The sequence below is a fragment of the bacterium genome, from assembly GCA_023145965.1.
Classification (GTDB): Bacteria; UBP14; UBA6098; order UBA6098; family UBA6098; genus UBA6098.
Window position 1 is genome coordinate 1 of record JAGLDC010000090.1, and the last position, 16,918, is coordinate 16,918.

At 43.2% G+C, this 16,918-nt stretch carries 14 protein-coding genes and 1 pseudogene; 5 read left to right on the plus strand and 10 right to left on the minus strand.

What is annotated here, in order from left to right; translation table 11 throughout:
• Positions 1-86 precede the first annotated feature (86 nt).
• The gene (locus KAH81_08515) at positions 87-596 is read right to left on the minus strand and encodes a hypothetical protein (GenBank protein ID MCK5833698.1); all 510 of its coding nucleotides are present in this window, start codon (positions 594-596) and stop codon (positions 87-89) included.
• 133 nt (positions 597-729) lie between these two features.
• On the opposite strand from KAH81_08515, the gene KAH81_08520 reads away from it, so the two are divergent.
• The 3 genes from KAH81_08520 to KAH81_08530 are packed head-to-tail and all read left to right on the plus strand — an operon-like array spanning position 730 to position 3,746.
• Positions 730-1,905 carry a DUF1343 domain-containing protein gene (locus KAH81_08520; GenBank protein ID MCK5833699.1) on the plus strand — a complete coding sequence of 392 codons (1,176 nt, stop codon included), beginning with the start codon at positions 730-732 and terminating at the stop codon, positions 1,903-1,905.
• Between the two features lie 9 nt (positions 1,906-1,914).
• Entirely contained in the window at positions 1,915-2,802 is an 888-nt protein-coding gene (locus KAH81_08525; protein MCK5833700.1) for an NDP-sugar synthase, read from the plus strand.
• The gene (locus KAH81_08530) at positions 2,799-3,746 is read left to right on the plus strand and encodes a phosphotransferase (GenBank protein MCK5833701.1); all 948 of its coding nucleotides are present in this window, start codon (positions 2,799-2,801) and stop codon (positions 3,744-3,746) included. The genes KAH81_08525 and KAH81_08530 overlap by 4 nt, the downstream gene beginning before the upstream one ends.
• 182 nt (positions 3,747-3,928) lie before the next feature.
• Here KAH81_08530 and KAH81_08535 read toward each other — a convergent pair whose 3' ends face one another.
• Complete coding sequence (locus KAH81_08535; protein ID MCK5833702.1) at positions 3,929-5,404, minus strand: GNAT family N-acetyltransferase; 1,476 nt, start codon at positions 5,402-5,404, stop codon at positions 3,929-3,931.
• A 232-nt stretch (positions 5,405-5,636) separates the two neighbouring features.
• Here KAH81_08535 and polA point away from each other — a divergent pair, with 232 nt between their 5' ends.
• The gene (gene polA / locus KAH81_08540; GenBank protein MCK5833703.1) at positions 5,637-8,336 is read left to right on the plus strand and encodes a DNA polymerase I; all 2,700 of its coding nucleotides are present in this window, start codon (positions 5,637-5,639) and stop codon (positions 8,334-8,336) included.
• Between the two features lie 127 nt (positions 8,337-8,463).
• Here the strand turns inward: polA and KAH81_08545 are convergent, their stop codons facing one another.
• Genes KAH81_08545 through KAH81_08555 form a run of 3 tightly spaced genes read right to left on the minus strand, consistent with a single transcriptional unit; the run spans position 8,464 to position 10,162 of the window.
• Positions 8,464-8,940, minus strand: a complete 477-nt coding sequence (locus KAH81_08545) for a 2-C-methyl-D-erythritol 2,4-cyclodiphosphate synthase (GenBank protein MCK5833704.1) — start codon at positions 8,938-8,940, stop codon at positions 8,464-8,466.
• 43 nt (positions 8,941-8,983) lie between these two features.
• Positions 8,984-9,430: a nuclear transport factor 2 family protein gene (locus tag KAH81_08550; protein ID MCK5833705.1), complete on the minus strand. Its 447-nt coding sequence runs from the start codon at positions 9,428-9,430 to the stop codon at positions 8,984-8,986.
• Between the two features lie 24 nt (positions 9,431-9,454).
• Complete coding sequence (locus tag KAH81_08555; GenBank protein MCK5833706.1) at positions 9,455-10,162, minus strand: FAD-dependent thymidylate synthase; 708 nt, start codon at positions 10,160-10,162, stop codon at positions 9,455-9,457.
• A gap of 199 nt (positions 10,163-10,361) precedes the next feature.
• Here KAH81_08555 and KAH81_08560 point away from each other — a divergent pair, with 199 nt between their 5' ends.
• Positions 10,362-11,852 carry a sodium:solute symporter gene (locus KAH81_08560; GenBank protein ID MCK5833707.1) on the plus strand — a complete coding sequence of 497 codons (1,491 nt, stop codon included), beginning with the start codon at positions 10,362-10,364 and terminating at the stop codon, positions 11,850-11,852.
• Positions 11,853-12,243: 391 nt separating this feature from the next.
• Here KAH81_08560 and KAH81_08565 read toward each other — a convergent pair whose 3' ends face one another.
• The 5 genes and pseudogenes from KAH81_08565 to KAH81_08585 form a co-directional block, all read right to left on the minus strand.
• Complete coding sequence (locus tag KAH81_08565) at positions 12,244-15,060, minus strand: C10 family peptidase (protein ID MCK5833708.1); 2,817 nt, start codon at positions 15,058-15,060, stop codon at positions 12,244-12,246.
• A 210-nt stretch (positions 15,061-15,270) separates the two neighbouring features.
• Positions 15,271-15,560: pseudogene (locus KAH81_08570) on the minus strand (DsrE family protein).
• A 340-nt stretch (positions 15,561-15,900) separates the two neighbouring features.
• Positions 15,901-16,242, minus strand: a complete 342-nt coding sequence (locus tag KAH81_08575; GenBank protein ID MCK5833709.1) for a cupin domain-containing protein — start codon at positions 16,240-16,242, stop codon at positions 15,901-15,903.
• On the minus strand, positions 16,239-16,502 hold the full coding sequence (locus tag KAH81_08580) for a DUF4405 domain-containing protein (protein ID MCK5833710.1): 264 nt from the start codon (positions 16,500-16,502) through the stop codon (positions 16,239-16,241). The genes KAH81_08575 and KAH81_08580 overlap by 4 nt, the downstream gene beginning before the upstream one ends.
• Positions 16,503-16,608: 106 nt before the next feature.
• Positions 16,609-16,918, minus strand: a 310-nt coding sequence (locus KAH81_08585) for a hypothetical protein (protein ID MCK5833711.1), incomplete at its 5' end; no start/stop codon positions are given.

Below are 16,918 nucleotides of genomic sequence, written 5' to 3' on the forward strand. Positions count from 1 at the left end.
GAAAATAGCGTGCCAGCCGGCGGGGAATGCCTGCAGATGTTTGTTTATTGTTAAACCGATTTATTTAAGAGAATTGCTTTTCAATATTATGGAAGGTCGAGCGTAAGTCTTATTCCAACTCCAAGTCCGCCGTTGGAGTCTGCTATCGGCGAGAGCATAAACCCTGTTTCGGTGCGTTCGATTGGACGAGCCATCTCGCTAACCCATGGATATAAATGTGCATCGACATAGGCATCTATCGAGGAGAGTAAAATGAAGCCCGTAAGAAGCCAAAGATGGATATTTCGCAATTCGCGTGTTTTTTCCCAATCATTACGGGTTATGGCATACTCAGGGGAATTTTCATCTAGTCCTCTTCCAAAATCCTCGAGGTTGTTCATTTTCTTCCAGGAATCAATTATCACATAACCAGTATAGCCTTCGAGTCCCATGGCAATAGGCGCTTTCCAATAGCTTTTGTTATATATCTGGCCGGTTCCGGGGATAAGCAGCGACAGACCAGCTGCAATCTTTGGGTTTGGACACCATGTAAGGCTATCTTGTGAGAAAACCGATATGGCGAAGCCTAACGACAATAGTAGAAACCATTTTTTCATAACAATCATTATTAGGTTTCGCTGTGGAAAAGTCAAGGAAATAGCTATTTAGTATCGAGTTTCACTCTTACTTTGTTGTGAGATATAATCATAATAGTTTGAAATAGATAGAATTTAGACTATATTTTACCTTATGAGTTGTCCTGTAAAAATAGGTCTCGAAAGAATAACTGAGGTCCGTCCTGATTTTCCTTTTGGCGAATATCCAGCGCTGCTTTGCAACGAGGCCTCCTGCACTGCATATTTTAAAAATGCTATCGATTATCTTAGAAGTTGCGGCATGAAGCTTTCCGCTCTTTTCGGACCTCAACACGGAATAGAAATCACAGATCAAGCAAATATGATTGAGTGGGAAAACCAAAGAGAAGATAAAACCGGTCTTCCAGTGTATTCCTTATATGGTGAGCATAGACAACCAACAAGGGAGAGCCTGAAAGGTCTATCGTCCTTTATAATCGATCTTCAGGATGTTGGCGCGAGGTATTATACCTATATATGGACTTCTTTGTTGACCTTACGAAGATGCGCCGAGTTTAGTATTCCAGTAATAGTTTTTGATCGCCCAAATCCTCTAGGTGGAATCGAAGTGGAAGGCTCTCCAATCGAGCCAGGATTTGAAAGTTTTGTGGGCATGAGTTCAATCCCACAGCGCCATGCTTGCACTCTTGGCGAGTTGTTAAGGCTTTTTGCTATGCGCGAAGGCTTGAGTGATTATTTGTTTGTTGTGCCTATGTTGAATTGGAAACGGGATATGTTGTGGCAAGAAACTTTGAGACCATGGTTTAGCCCATCTCCCAACATGCCGGATTTCGAAACAGCTCTACTTTATCCAGGGGCTTGCCTTATCGAAGGCACCAATATCTCTGAAGGGAGAGGAACAACACTTCCATTTAAACTAATTGGCGCGCCCTGGATCGATTCATCTGAACTAATCAGAGAGCTTAATAATAAAGGATTCGATGGCATTGGATTCCGTGCGGTTTCTTTTAAACCGAGTTTTGATAAGTATAATGGTAAGGTATGTCGTGGCATGCAGCTTCATATAACCGATAAGAAGTCAATAAAACCGGTAAGATTATTTTATAGTATTATTGATTCGGTTAAAAAACTATATCCCGACGATTTTGCATGGGCATCGCCACCGTATGAATATGAATTCCTCAAACCGCCAATAGATATATTAACTGGAAGCAAGGTTTTCAGAGAGGCCATAGATAATAATCTGGATTTTGCTGATATTTTCAAGGGCTGGCAAGAGTTTTATAATAGATTTAGGGCTGAAATAAAATATTCACTTTTATATGAATAAGAGATTGATATGGATGCGATAATCCTTTCTGCAGGAGAGGGAACTAGGCTTAGGCCATTGACCTTGCATAAGGCGAAACCGCTTGTGCCTATATTGTGCAAACCACTAATAGAACATATTATTAGTAATTTGGAATCCAGCGGGATTTTCCGAGCAGTTGTTAATTTGTGGTATCGATCCGAAGAAATGCAGGGCTATATTGAAAATAGACAATCGACCGGAATGAAGCTATTTCCCGTGGTGGAAGAGAGGCTACTCGGAACCGGTGGTGGCATATCTAACGCCGCCATGGCCCTCGATGGTTCCGAACCTGTTTTAGTTCATAACGGGGATATATTTGCTAATATCGATTTTACTCCGGCGATAATTCGGCACCGAGAATCCGGTAGCGCTATTACTCTTTTTGTGCGTGATGGTGCGCCCGAGGTTACGGTTATTGGAGGCGATGCTATCGATATTGTTGGCAAGATAGGGATAGAAGACGGTAATAAATACAAATTCACCGGTATATCAATATGGGATCGAAGGGCTTTGTCATATTTGACTCCACCCAGGCAGCCAGGTTGTGCCGTGGAAGCAATTGCTGAAATAATTCGCAGGGAAAAAGGGGCTGTTAGAATAGAACATATCGGCAGTGCATTATGGAGCGATGTGGGGACAGTTTCTTCATATTTGGAGCTTCATCGGCGCCTTCTTTCTATCAACAGAATTTATCCTGACAATTTCGAGTTACCTCTTGGGGTGAGAACGGATGGATTCCTATGTTGTTGCGATGGAGCAAAGATTTGCGCCGGTGCTACATTAAAGGATGTTGTTCTTTGGAAAGGCTCGGTCGTTCAACCAGGAAAATCCATTGAGAAAGCGGTGGTCGGTCCTTTCGGGGTGGTCAGGGCGTGATTTCCGATAAGCGTATAATATCTATGCTCGAAGGCGCAGGTTTTACTCGCGATAGTGAATTTATCCCCATGGCTGGTGCTGGTTCGGATCGGAGTTTTTACCGAGTAAAAAGCTGCAATTGTTCGGCTATACTCATTACAGGAGATGGTCACGGCGCGGATTTATCTCGATGGATTGATATACAGATTTTCCTCGAATTAGTCGGCGTCGATGTCCCTATGCTTTTTGCTTTCGACCGGGAGGTTGCGGCGATCCTGGTCGAAGACCTCGGCGAGATGCCACCGCCGAAACCGGAGGAATATCCATTTATTGTCAAAAAGCTTGCGAATATCCAGAGGTCGATATCGGAAAGGATCGACGATTGCCCAACCATCCTCGAAGCGCCCTTCGATTTTATCCAATTCCGAGAAGAATCTAGATATTTCGCAGATGAATACCTTCTCGGTTATCGCAAGGCACAACCAGTCTTAATCGAATCGCTTTCGCCCGAATTCGACGATATAGCGAAGGAGTTGTCTAATTTCCCAAGGTTTTTTTGCCACAGGGATTTTCAGTCGAGCAATATTGCGTTGCAGGGCAATCGCCTTCGGATTATAGACTTCCAATCGGCGAAGCAAGGCCCGTTGGAATATGATTTAGCGAGCCTTCTTTGGGATTCGCGCATAGAGATAAACGAAGGAATAAGGAATCGATGCATCGAAGATTATATTCGTATAGCCCCCGAGAAGGGATTGCCGATAGACGTCGCCTCTTTTAGAGAAAAACTATATCTAACCGCGCTTTCGCGCACTATGCAATCACTTGGTGCGTATTGTTACCTTTCGAGCAAGAAGGGTAAATCGGCTTTTTTAAGGCTTATACCCACAGCGGAGAGGCATTTCCTTGAACTTTTATTGAAAACTAAACGCCTCTGTTTACTAGTGGGATTATTCAAATCGAATTAATCCTTTTGCTGTCGCAAAGATAATACATTTAATGTGTATAATAGCGAGAAATACAAATGAAGATTGGTTTTCCTTTACTTTTGATGCTTGGGGAATTAACGGGATAGTTCATGAATAGAATCTTCAGAATAGATTCATATGTTAGTTTGCAAATAGGGAAAGCGTTGGCAATGGAGTATTTTTTAGACCATTGAACTACACCATAAAACATAATTGGCGAGCTCTTTACCGAAATCGGTGACTATAACCGGTTTATCGGCGGCGATATCGACATTGTTCAAGTAAATGAGCCTCAAAAGGTCGCCGCCATGGATACTCATTCCGGGTATTACACCGGAGAAAAAGAACCCGAGTTTTTCCGCCACCACCGATTTATTACGAGTCGATGGGTTTTCCAGTGGTAGGTCGAGGATGATAATCTCTATCTTTTTCAAACATAGCTGTTTGAGTTGTTTTTTGAGCATGTTGTCGAAATCCAGTCCGTATTCATCAATACTTATAAATGCCCTGTTGGGTGTTTCGAGCACTCTGGTTCTAACCTCGGTAACTGCCTGATAATCGACCTCATTTATTTTCATAGGCGCAATTGTGTAGTCGAGATTGTTGAGGTCATATATGTTTTTAATCATAGTTGAATGTTGAAGCGGGGTATAGATTGTAGGTTTGCGGTTTTTTGCAATTCGCCGGAAATAAACTATCTCCGCATGTCTATCCGCTGATTCGTCAACCTTCATTTTTTTAATGCTGAAACTCGCCGGGACGAAACCGGGCATATATGCAGCCTCGTGTGCGTCGCTTTTAAGAATGGTTTTCTGGGAATAAGGGTGCGTCGTCACGGCGTCGGCGTAGTAGCCGAACATACCCGTTATTTTTGCCGCGTCCACGAGCATATGGTTAAGTTTTTTGGCAATTCCCCTTCCTCTGTAACGCGGGTCGGCGACAAGCTGGCCGAATTCTCCCACTTTCGCGCCGGGGAATTCGAGGCGTATTGAGGCGTGCCCGACGACCTCGCCGTCGGGATTCAGCGCGATAACCGGGCAAAGATAGCCCTCCTGTATCATCTCGGCGATTTTCTCGGGATAATAAAGCGTGTCGGAAAGGTAGGTGTAGCCGTAGGTCCGGTAAATGCTTCGGGTTATACCTGTCGTATCGTCGATTGTAGCCGCCCTGAAAGTAAGCTCCTCGCCCTCGGGCGCAAGCGCGGCGGTTTTTTCAAGCTGGCTTTGCAATTCGAGTTCCTCGGGTGTTGCGTAAGGCAGATTCAAGGTTATTTCGACTAGCTTGCCATCTTTGCCACGATTGACGAAATTGACCTCGTCGGCGAGTTTTTTCATTAGGAGAATTCCAAGCCCAGCCTCAAAATCCGACTCGACCTTGTTATAGTCCACCGGAAGGCCTTTATCTGCCACCTCGACCACGATCTTCCCCGGCAGCCGCTTGAACGCGACCTCGTATTCGCCCTTCTCGCCGGGATCGAAACCGAGATTTATGACGTTAAGTGCAGCTTCTTCGACAAGAAGCTCCAATTTTCTGTTCATTGTTTTGTCTATCTCGAGTCTTTCGCCGATATTCCTGACGAATCCGGTCACGGTGGGGATGAACTCATTCGATGCAGTTATTTTCAGTCTGGCTATCTCGCCGAAATATTTGTTTCCCATTTTTTCTCTTTCCTGTGTATTATTGCTTTTAATAAAGCGTGTGGATCGAACAAAGTCAAGTTAATAAAAAGCTATGTTGCATTTATAGAAATATGGCGCTTTTCTTATTTAATCATTTAAAGCCATTTACCATTTGACTTTGCCGGCTATTGCGGAAGTCGTTGACCTGAGTCGATTAATACACTATTTTATTGAAAATTGAAAGGACAACATGTCGAAGCGATTATACATAATGGACGGCACACAGTTTGCCTATAGGGCGTATTTTGCTTTTTTAAAGAATCCGCTCAAAAACGCCACAGGTATGAATACCTCGGCACCATTCGGAATGATAACGAGCATTCTTAAGATACTCGATTCCGAAAAGCCCGATGCTTTTGCTGTCGCATTCGATAAAGGCAAGGCAGAGGAGCGAACAAGGCTTTATCCCGAATATAAATCTACACGCCAAAAGATGCCTACGGAGATGCGCGAGTCGCTTCCATATATAAATAAAATAGTGGAGGCAATGAATATCCCGATTATCGAACTCAAGGGGATAGAAGCCGACGATCTTATGGCGACCATCGCGGAGAGGGCTAAAAATAAAGGTTGGGAGGTCGTTCTTGTTACCGGCGATAAAGACCTAATGCAGCTTATCGACGCTAAGGTTTCCGTTCTTGCGCCAAGCCGAGGTGCGCTTCCCACAGAGTGGTGGAAACTCGACAACGCCACTGAGCGCTTCGGTGTTTCTCCTGAGAGGATTGTCGATTATCTGTCTATTGTGGGCGACACATCAGATAATATTCCAGGGGTGAAGGGACTTGGCAAAGTCGGGGCAACAAAGCTTATAAACGAATACGGAAGTCTCGAAGAAATATATGAACATCTCGAGGAAATTAAGGCTTCGACAGCTAAAAAACTCGATGATTCTCGTGATAACGCCTTTCTTTCGCATAAGCTTGCAACAATCGACCGCGATGTCGATTTCGATTTTGATTGGGAAAACGCCCCAGTGAGCGAACCGAATTACGAAAAACTTGTAAAAATCCTTCAGGAACTCGAATTTACCAGCCTTATAGACCGGTTTTACAAGGAAGCCGGCGGTAAAATAGCTCCAAAAGCCGATTCCGAAACCGGGAAGTATTTGCTCATCGATACACAATCTGCTTTAGATGATCTTATAAGGAAGCTCGAAAAAGCGAAAATAATCTCTATTGATACGGAAACTACCGACCAGCGCCCGATGCAGGCAAAACTGGTAGGATTGAGTTTCTGTGTGGAGATGGGCAGCGCTTACTATATTCCGGTTGCGCACAAACGGGCTGGGGATATGTTCTCCGCCGACGAGCTGAACCTTTCAATCGACGAAGTTATAAAAAAACTTCGTTTAGTTCTCGAATCGAAGGATAAATCCAAGGTTGGTCAGAATATTAAATATGACTATATAGTCCTTCGTAATGCTGGGATTGAAATCAAAGGCATAGTTGGCGATGCTATGCTCGCAGATTATTTACTTGCACCTGGAGCCTACGAGCATGGGCTCGATGCCCTTTCTATGAGGCATCTTGGTCATCGAATGATGACATATAAAGAATTAACATCAGATAATTGCAGCGCGTGCAGTTTAGCCGAAGTTTCGCCCGAACGGGTTGCAAATTATTCCGGTGAGGATGCCGATATCGCTTTACGCTTGATTAATTTCCTCGAACCCAAACTCGAGGAGTCAGAGCTTAAGCATCTTTACGATGACATTGAAATTCCATTGATAACCGTGCTTGCGGATATGGAAATGGCTGGAATACGACTTGATGCCGAATTTCTTAAAAAATTATCGGTAAAATTGAAGGACAAACTCACTAAAATCGAGGATGATATATATTCGATTGCGGATGAGGAGTTCAATATCGCATCGCCGAAACAGCTTGGAAAAATCCTTTTCGATAAACTCGGCCTACCTCCACAAAAGAAAACAAAGACCGGTTTTTCGACAGACTCTTCCGTTTTACAAACGCTTGCAGAGAAACACGAACTCCCGGCTCAAGTGATCCAATATCGTGAATTAGCCAAGTTAATTGGGACTTATATCGATGCTCTTCCCGCATTGATTAATCCACACACCGGACGCATTCATCCAACCTTCCAGCAGGCTGTTGCGAGCACCGGAAGACTTTCCTGCCGGGATCCGAATTTGCAGAATATCCCCGTTCGTGGTAAAACAGGACGCGAGATACGCAAGGCCTTCATACCTGCCGTCGGCAATGTCATTTTATCTGCGGATTACTCACAGATTGAATTACGCGTGATGGCTCACCTCTCCGGCGATCACAACCTCACCGAGGCCTTTCACGAAGGTAAAGACATTCACGCCTCCACAGCAAGTAAAATCTTTGGAGTGGAGGAGAGCACAGTTACGAGCGATCAGCGTAGAATCGCGAAGATGATAAACTTCGGTGTTATATACGGCATGACCGCATGGGGTGTTAGTGATCGCCTGGACATGGATTTCAGGAAGGCACAGGATTTCGTAAGTAGATATTTCGAGCGCTTCCCTGGAGTGAAGGAGTATATGGATTTAGCACCTATAGAGGCCGAGGCGTTAGGTTATGTTAAAACTATTCTCGGAAGAAGACGCTATTTTCCCGAACTCAAAGAGGGCGGGCAGTCCAAGCGATTTGCCCAAAGGGCCGTTATTAACACACCGATACAGGGTTCGGCGGCGGATATAATTAAACTCGCTATGCTCAATATCTATAAGCTTTTAAAAAACGGAGCTTACAAAACAAAAATGATCTCGACTGTTCACGACGAGCTTATATTCGATGTCCCTAAGAACGAACTCGAAGAAATTAAAGGTCTTGTTCGCGAGAACATGGAAGGGGTTATAGAGCTGAGTGTTCCACTTATTGTCGATATAGGAACTGGCAAAAACTGGTTCGAGGCACACGAATAATTCCGCATACCCTTAAATCAAATCTCACATGGTGAGGAATGAGAAAACGGTAATTAATTTTCAGAGGCGGGTTCTATTCTACCTCAAATTCACAGTAGTCGCTTGTTTCTCTATACTCCCGACAGCACTATCTTACTAAAAGTGCCACGGCCTGAGCCTCGATGGCCATACTTTTGCCAACATCGCCTAAGCTCTCCGAGGTTTTGGCTTTGATATTAATGTGCTCGACCTGCACGCGCAAAACACTCGCAATTTTCTCGCGCATAGCAGGGATGAACTCTGCAAGTTTCGGGCGCTCGAGAATTATAGTAGCATCGATATTATTGATACGCCAAAGGTGTTTTTTTACTTGATCGGCGGTTTCTGCGAGGAGAACGATGCTGGATATTCCCACAAGGGATTTGTCGGAATCCGGGAAATGACCACCGATATCTCCTAACGCAGCAGCACCGAAGAGCGCATCGATAATAGCGTGGCAAAGCGCATCGCCGTCAGAATGGGCGACGCTGCCCTTTTCAAAAGGTATCTCCACTCCACCAAGCACAAGCTTATTCCCAAAAGCGAGTTTGTGAATATCGTATCCTTGTCCAATTCGATAATCCATGATTATAAGATAATCCCGAGTTGCATAAAAATCAAGTAAAAGCCTATTTCAGTGGATTAACATTGGCGTGGGCGAACCACTTCCAACCATTATCGGTTTTCACGAAAACGGTCATACGCATCGACTCATTCTTGGGAACGCGCTTGGTGTTTATAATCTCGGATACTGTTACATTGTATGTAACAAGTATTGTAGGACCGTTATTTGTAACCAAGAAATCGCCCAGCTGATATTCGGATAAATCGAGGCCTTTAATGAGGGAAAGCTCTTCCTTTATATTGCGCGTGCCATCCTTATGAACTGACTGAAAACCTTCAGCCATCATCTTTTCGGCAGTTTCGACGTCGCCTTTTGCCAAAACCTCCCAAAGATTTACTACAAGCTTCTCTCCAAGTGATTCGAGTTCGATATTAGTCTTTGGTTTGTCGGCATTGCTGGCAAAAGCCACAAAAACGATTATCAATCCAAGCATTGCTATGCTCTTTTTCATGTTTGTTCCTTTCTAAGGTGGAAATTATTTTAAAGAATAGTCTTCGAAGGCTTTATACGAGATAGGCACAACCTGTTCAACAATACTGGCTATGATTTTGGCATATTGGCGAATCTCCCACTGCGCATGAATATCTAAGCGGAGCTTGAGGAAATGGAAGAGGTTATGTAGGTCCATTTGCCAATACCATTCTGTGTATGTATTCAGTGGAAGGACAATACGCGCAATCTCGCGCGAGACGCCGTCCTCTAGTAGCTTAGTGTATGTGTTGAATGCCCTTTTGCAGGCTTCATCGATGGTTTTTACCGTTTGTGTCTGTATTTCTGGTGGAAGTTGTTCTCCGCTGCCCTGTCTGTTGATATTGTCTTGTTCGCAAATGCGTGAGGTATCAGGAATGTAGTAATCCTCAGGGAGGACGCTGTATCTACCGGAAACCTCATTCAAGCGTGCGGTGCGATGGCGTATCCACTGACGTGCAACAAAAATGGGCAATTTTATATGGAAAGTGAAGGTTACTTGTTCAAATGGTGAAGTGTGTTGGTTTTCGTAAAGGTATCGTATAAGCTGAGTGTCGCGTCTGAGGGTGGTTGTGCCCTTGCCATAGGAAACCCTTGCCGCCTGAACGATGCGATCGTCATCACCGAGATAATCCACTAGACGGATAAATCCCTTATCGAGCACCTTGATTTTTTCATCTATAAGTTCTGATTTTTTTTTCTGCGCCATTCTCATTTCCTTTCCTACGCATTTAATCATATTTAAAACTATGAATTATTTTCTAAGCCTCTTGCGATTAGTTTTTTCTCATCGAACATCATAGTTTGATACGATAAAATATAATAATTGATATTTTTTTCACAAGGGACTTGTTTCGCAATATATTTCGAGTTATTATAAAAGCTGAGTTTTTTCATTCTTCAAAAGGAGAGTAATGGCCTTTAAAATTACCGTAGTCCTCGCTTATATTGCCATGATAGTGGCTATTGGCATAATAGGATTGAAAAAGACGCGCTCGTTCACCGACTTTTTTCTCGGAGGAAGGGATGTTGGGCCGTGGCTGACAGCATTTACTTACGGGACGGCATATTTTTCAGCAGTTTTGTTTATTGGCTTTGCCGGTAAGATAGGGTGGGCATTTGGTCTATCAGCTATTTGGGTTGCTATCGGCAACACCCTTATTGGCACTTTGGGTGTGTGGTTAATTCTTGGCAAACGAATTAAGCAAGAGACAGTTTCTCGTGGTGTTCATACGATGCCGGAATATCTTGATTCACGCTATAATAGTAAGTTCCTTAAATATTATTCGGCTGTCGCTATTTTTGTTTTTCTCATTCCATATACAGCTGCTGTTTTTATGGGATTAAGCTATCTTTTTGAAGCTAATTTCGGGCTACCATACTGGGCAGTATTGGTATTTATGGGTTTGTTCACTGCGGTGTATCTTGTTTTGGGAGGCTATAAATCCATGACGATGGTGGACTTCATATTTGGAATGATTATGATCATAGGTGTCGGTGTCTTGTTAGCTAGTTGCATTATAAAGGGCAACGGTATTAGTGGAATTGTATCGCAACTCAGGGCAATCGATCCACGTCTCGTCGAGTCTGTGGGTCCCCCGGGGATCTGGCCATTATTCTCGATTATTTTTCTTACCAGTGTTGCCCCATTCGCGATGCCTCAACTCATTCAAAAATTCTACGCCATTCGTGATGACCGCTCTGTGAAGATAGGAACCATTGTCTCGACCGTTTTCGCTCTTATTGTAACTGGCACTGCATATTTCACTGGCTCGCTTACTCGTATTTTTCTCAGTCCAGCGCAGAATCCATCGGCGTTTACAGCGAATGGCAGCCCAAATTTCGACTCACTTATGCCGGAGTTATTGACCTATGCGATACCGAATTCGTTATCGGTAATTATCCTCCTTCTTATGCTTTCGGCTTCGATGTCAACGCTTGCAGCATTAGTGCTTATTTCGAGTTCGACTATAGTAAAGGATCTTTATGGTGGACTGGCTCACGAGCGCACTACTGACCGGCGCTCGATATTTCGTTTTCTAAGTGCAGGGAAACGAGCATCTGATAAACGTCTAATAATTCTAATGCGTATTATGACCGGTGTTTTCGTTTTATTATCAGTAATACTCGCGTTTTTAAGGCCTTCGGTTATTGTTACTATTCTTTCGATTTCTTGGGGGGCTGTCGCTTCAGTTTTCCTTGGGCCGTTCATATGGGGTTTACTTACCAAACGTGCAGGAAAAGCTGGCGCGATTATATCCAGCATTTGCGGTTTAGGAACCTGCTTAACCCTGTTCTTTGTATGGGGTGGGCCGAGGGCATCTGAAGCCGGTGCGATAGGAATGATGGTATCTCTCGGTCTCGGGCTTCTTTTAGTGCCATTTGCAAAAAAGGAAAAGGCATAGAATAGAGAAAGTAGAATATATGTTGATGTAAAAAGTTCTATTCTATCGCTTGTTTTCTTTTTGTGTTTTTCGGCGCTGTCATGATTTTTGCTATTGCGATATATCGATATAACCGTTTTTTATTGTGCGCAAAAATCTCTGCCGAACCACTATTTTATCAATAAATTTGCATTTCTGTCAATTTTATTGACATCACCGGTCCCTGCGCCAGCGCTTTTTTACTTGTTTAATTCAGCGGAATATATGATTTTTAATTGGGTTTGCTGGGGAATTTCTTTTTTACATTAGATTAATCAATCATCTTAGATCAATCTATTTTCGAGAGAGGGTTACTCTAATTCACAGCGAGCGGCTGCTATTTTAGTTTATAATATTTTCTTAAACTATATAATTATTTTAGGTATATCATTCGTTTAGTAATCGATTGCCCATTTTTGAGTTGAGCTCGAACGAGATATACACCGGAAACGACCTTTTCGTTTGGTGTCCATGTGAACTTGCTGGTTGTAGAGGCGGTTTGTGAACCGCCATTTGTTTCTGAAAATTCTTGGTTTGCTATCGAGTTATGTGTTGGGGCTAGGTTTTCAGCATCGTCGATTTTTGAAATGAACCGGCCAGCTATGTCGAAGATTTCAATTTGTGTAGAAGCAGGATTTTGTGTTTTTACTGAAATCTGCACCGAGGAATTGAATGGATTTGGATAAGCGAAAATATTTAGGTCTTTGGGTTTCGATGGTAAAATATTTTCTTCTACCGGCGAAACTGGTCCACCTATTTTCATAAGCCAAAAATTATTTGTGCTATCGGAATAGGTTCTGCCAGCAAGGGCAATAGAACTATCTTCGAGCGCGATGATTCCATAACCGAGATCAGTTGCTGCTGTGCCATATGTATGAGTTTTTATTGTATCGCCCAGCTCGTCGATATAGAGTAGGAATACATCTTTATTGCCACTGTTGACCGTAGTTCCGATAGTAATGAATCCCTCTTCGACAGCGGTTATTTTTTCAGCGGAGAAATCGTTCATGCCCCCGAGATGGTTTGTAAAAACTGTATCGCCGTCAGCGGTAGCTTTCACGAGAAAAATACTTGTGAATAGGGGGATACCGAAAGAACGGGTTATCCCTGCCATAACTATTCCGCCATCCGATGATGGAATAATGGAGTTTATTTCGTCTGCATTTGCGCCACCATAGGGTTTTGTCCAAAGAGAATCGCCAAGGGCGTCAGTTTTAAGAAGCATAGCATCGTGGTTACCGAGAGGTCCGGTGTTATAGTATCCTCCGATATAGAAATAGCTTCCAAGCTCACAGATAGAATTACCGACAAAGCCTGTATAGCTCTGTTCCCATTGGAGAAGACCATTTAGGTCTGTTTTTATGTAATAAAGTAAATTTTCTCCTGATGGATTAGTCGAACCCACAATGGCATAGCCTCCACCCGATGATATAGTAATATCACATGCTCTTTCATCACCGCTTGTGCCATAGGTTTCAGTCCAGATAGTATCACCCATTGAATCGAGTTTTAGTAGCCATATATCGCTTCCCCCTGCACCGAAAGATTCCGTTGCCCCAGCAGCTATGTAACCTCCGTCTGAGGTTGCTTCTATGGTATAACCGTATTCGTCTTCTGCGCCACCATAAGTTTTTGTCCAAATAGTATCGCCAGATACACCGATATTTACCAGAAAAATATCAATACCGCTTTCGGCTGAAAAATCTCTTGAACCTATGACTACAAAGCCTCCACTTCCATTCGGGGCGATGTCCCACGGAGTCTCATCGCCTCTAAATGTAATTACTCGATTCCAGCCATCGTGAACCTCTGTTATTACGACTGTTTCTATAACTCTGCTTTCGACATCCTCGGCATAGACTGCGATGACCCCATAAGCCAATTCTTTAAGTTCCGGTGGATATCGATCCATATAGTTTAAACCGTAAGTTGTCGAGAGGAAGGCCCAGTCGGGGCTATCAATATGTTTTCGATAGATATTGTAATGGACGACTGGTTCTGTTATATGGAGAGGAGCTTCCCACCTTAACATAACGTGTCCGCCTGTTATCGCATCGGATGTCAGATTTTCCACAGCGCGATGAGTAATCACTGGGGGTGTTATATTAACTATGCCATAATCGACAATTGTTAAATCGGATGGTAAACTATCGGGCAGGAAATACCAAGCGTCTGCGGTGCCACCCCAGCCAAAATTGACATGAAATTCACCCGACTCGCGATAACCATCGACGACAACACCGTGACCAACCTCGGGGCTGTGGATACTCATATATGGTGCTCGCTGGTTCATAATATCCAAAAGGATATCTGTGTAGAACGAGGGAGAGGAAGACATTATACCATCAGCGGAAAGATATCCTAGTTTATCGACTAAAGAGATCGCAACGTCATGCGAGGCTGCAGCCGAACCACCATCTTTATATTTCATTTCTATAGAAACTCCGAGGGCAAATAACAACCTCGCCCTAGTTGTATCATCTGGATTGACGCCGACTGCATTGTAATCCACTGTATCGATATTTGCTGTGGGTGCATCGATATAAATAGGAGGCTCCGTGGCTTCGGAGATATAATTATAAGTGGTGTCGAAAGCAATATTCGGTGGCCATTCCCAATAATTTACAATTTGTCCCATCGCCGTAACAACACATCCTATAGGGCAAATCTCACCCGTTTCAGGATCGATCGGGCAAAATATGTTATATGGATCACCCTGATTCCAGCGAGTATCTGTATATGGTCCCCAAATCGATCCAGTGGTCATCTCGGTTAGTAACCTAGGTGAACTTTCTATATATTCACTCCAGAGTTCTTGATTCCGACGAATTATGCCTGATGGTGTCTGTGGGATGGCTTGAATTCTATTTTGTATATCTAGTTTGATAATCGCAAGGGGAAAATTTTCTCTCGATTCTATGACATCGAAATCAGAATCGAAGGAATAGGCTATAATAGGACGAAGTTCTTTGATGGTTGGTATAACAATATAACCCTGTGGTTCAAGGAGGGCTATATAGGCTATTTTGCTTTCCGAATCCATAATGGGGACGAATTGGGACAAATCCCCTTTTCCTTCGATCTCCAGATGCGTTTGCGCGATTTTATTAATTTCTTCAAAAGAGGCGTTATCAGCCCATGTGATAACAGCGATTAGCAGAAATAAAGCGATAAAGGTTTTTTTAAACATACTTCTCCTATAGTTTTATTTGCGATTTATATTAGAGCAAAATCCCAAATAGTCAAGTCAATAGGAGAATTTTATTGTTTAGCTCTTCAGTTTTTTAGAGGACTTGTTATCGAGTTCAAATTGATTTTATGTTCAGCGGCGCGAAGCTCAATGATGATTATGGTTGTCATTCGAATATTTTCATAATGCAACTTGTTATACATATTTTTATTAAGAGGTCAACACTTTGTCGCTTTCGACTGTCCATCTGGGAAATTTTTTCATATTGCGTAATTTAACACCCTCTATGAACTCGAGCTTGCGATTCCGCGGGCTTGAGAGCACTCTCCACAGCTCTTAACTTCACCGTTGTGTTTAGTTACTGATTTTAACATTCTCTCGACATTGTAATAACCCGAAGCCGTCTTTTGATTTGCCAATACATAGAATACTGCATCTGCGAGCAGAAAAATACGGATATTTACTTCTTCCTTATGCTCTTTCAGAAGTGTTATCGCCATCCTTAAAGCATAATAGGTTTTTAAGTCGATATAATTTATTGTGTGCTCTGTTTTTCAATATAGTATATGACCTATTCAATGATCGGTTTTCGCTAGCCAGATGGCTGTGGAGGGCTTTAATCTTATATCGAAACCAAACCCTCTCCGCGCGCTGTCACGATTTTTGCTACGGTCAAGAATGAATATTGATTACATTATTTTTGACCGCAAAAATCCTCTCCCGACCGCCCATCGTCCCTCGCGCCAGCGCTCTTAATCTATTTTTAAATTTTGGAGAATCGGGTGTTAATTGATCTTCGGGGGAAATTTCCATCATCGCTACTTCTCGGATCAAATCGAACTATGGATTCATTTTTGTGGCTTCCGTAGGGCGCGGCACTTTGGCCACCAATATTCGAAGAGGTTTATTTCCCTCGTTATACCAGCAATGGGCAATATTTGCGGGGCTTTCGATAAGTGTGTCCGGGCCGACCTCGAGCTTCTCCTCGCCGACTTCCACAATTCCTCTGCCAGTGAGCACGTAGAAAAATACATCGACAGGCGTGATATGACTTTTAAGAGATTTTCCGGGTTCGATGTTCATGTACACGACAACTGCGTTTTTCGTGTCATAGATTTTGCGCGCATCGATGCCGTGTGGGTTATTTAGCGATTTCGCGTTTTTCACTTCGATAGTTTTCATTTATTTCCTTTCGCTATTTTTAATAAGCGAATAAGACCGCTTTTGAACACCGAAAAATAGAGCCAGATATGGAGTATTGTGAAAACGGTCATCAGGATACCGGAAACCGTGTGGATTTTTGTGATCGGTTCCGGAACCGTCCAATCCGCGCCAATAATCTTGCTCGATAGTGGCATCTTGATAATCCCTGTTATCACGACGATTACGACTAATATCAAAAGGATCGTCGATACCAACGCAGTTGTAGTTCTCTTTTTCATCTCATGAACTTCCCAAATTTCTTACCGTCCCATCATCCGGGCGATATCCTATTACAGGTCACCTGAATACTGATTATTATCTAATTTATTTCTCGAAGAGCATATTTCAATCCGATTCATCAATTGATAATCCGGGCAAAGTTTCACACATTCTCTTTTTGTCCTTAAACATCGTGCTCGTTCGGGGATTCTTCTCGCCGAATTTTAGAACGAGTATTTTCAGAGTTTCCTCGTGTGATTTCCCGTCTAATTCGGACTTTTTGATGAGTCGATACGCACCGAAAAGCGCTGACGGTCCGATATCCGACGCAAATGTTCCGAATCCTTGATTCCAGACGAAAAGTGCGAAAAGCTCGTCTAGCTCGGGGATTGTTACTCCGAGCGCGTAAGCCTTTACCAGTTCGCGCGTTGCCTGC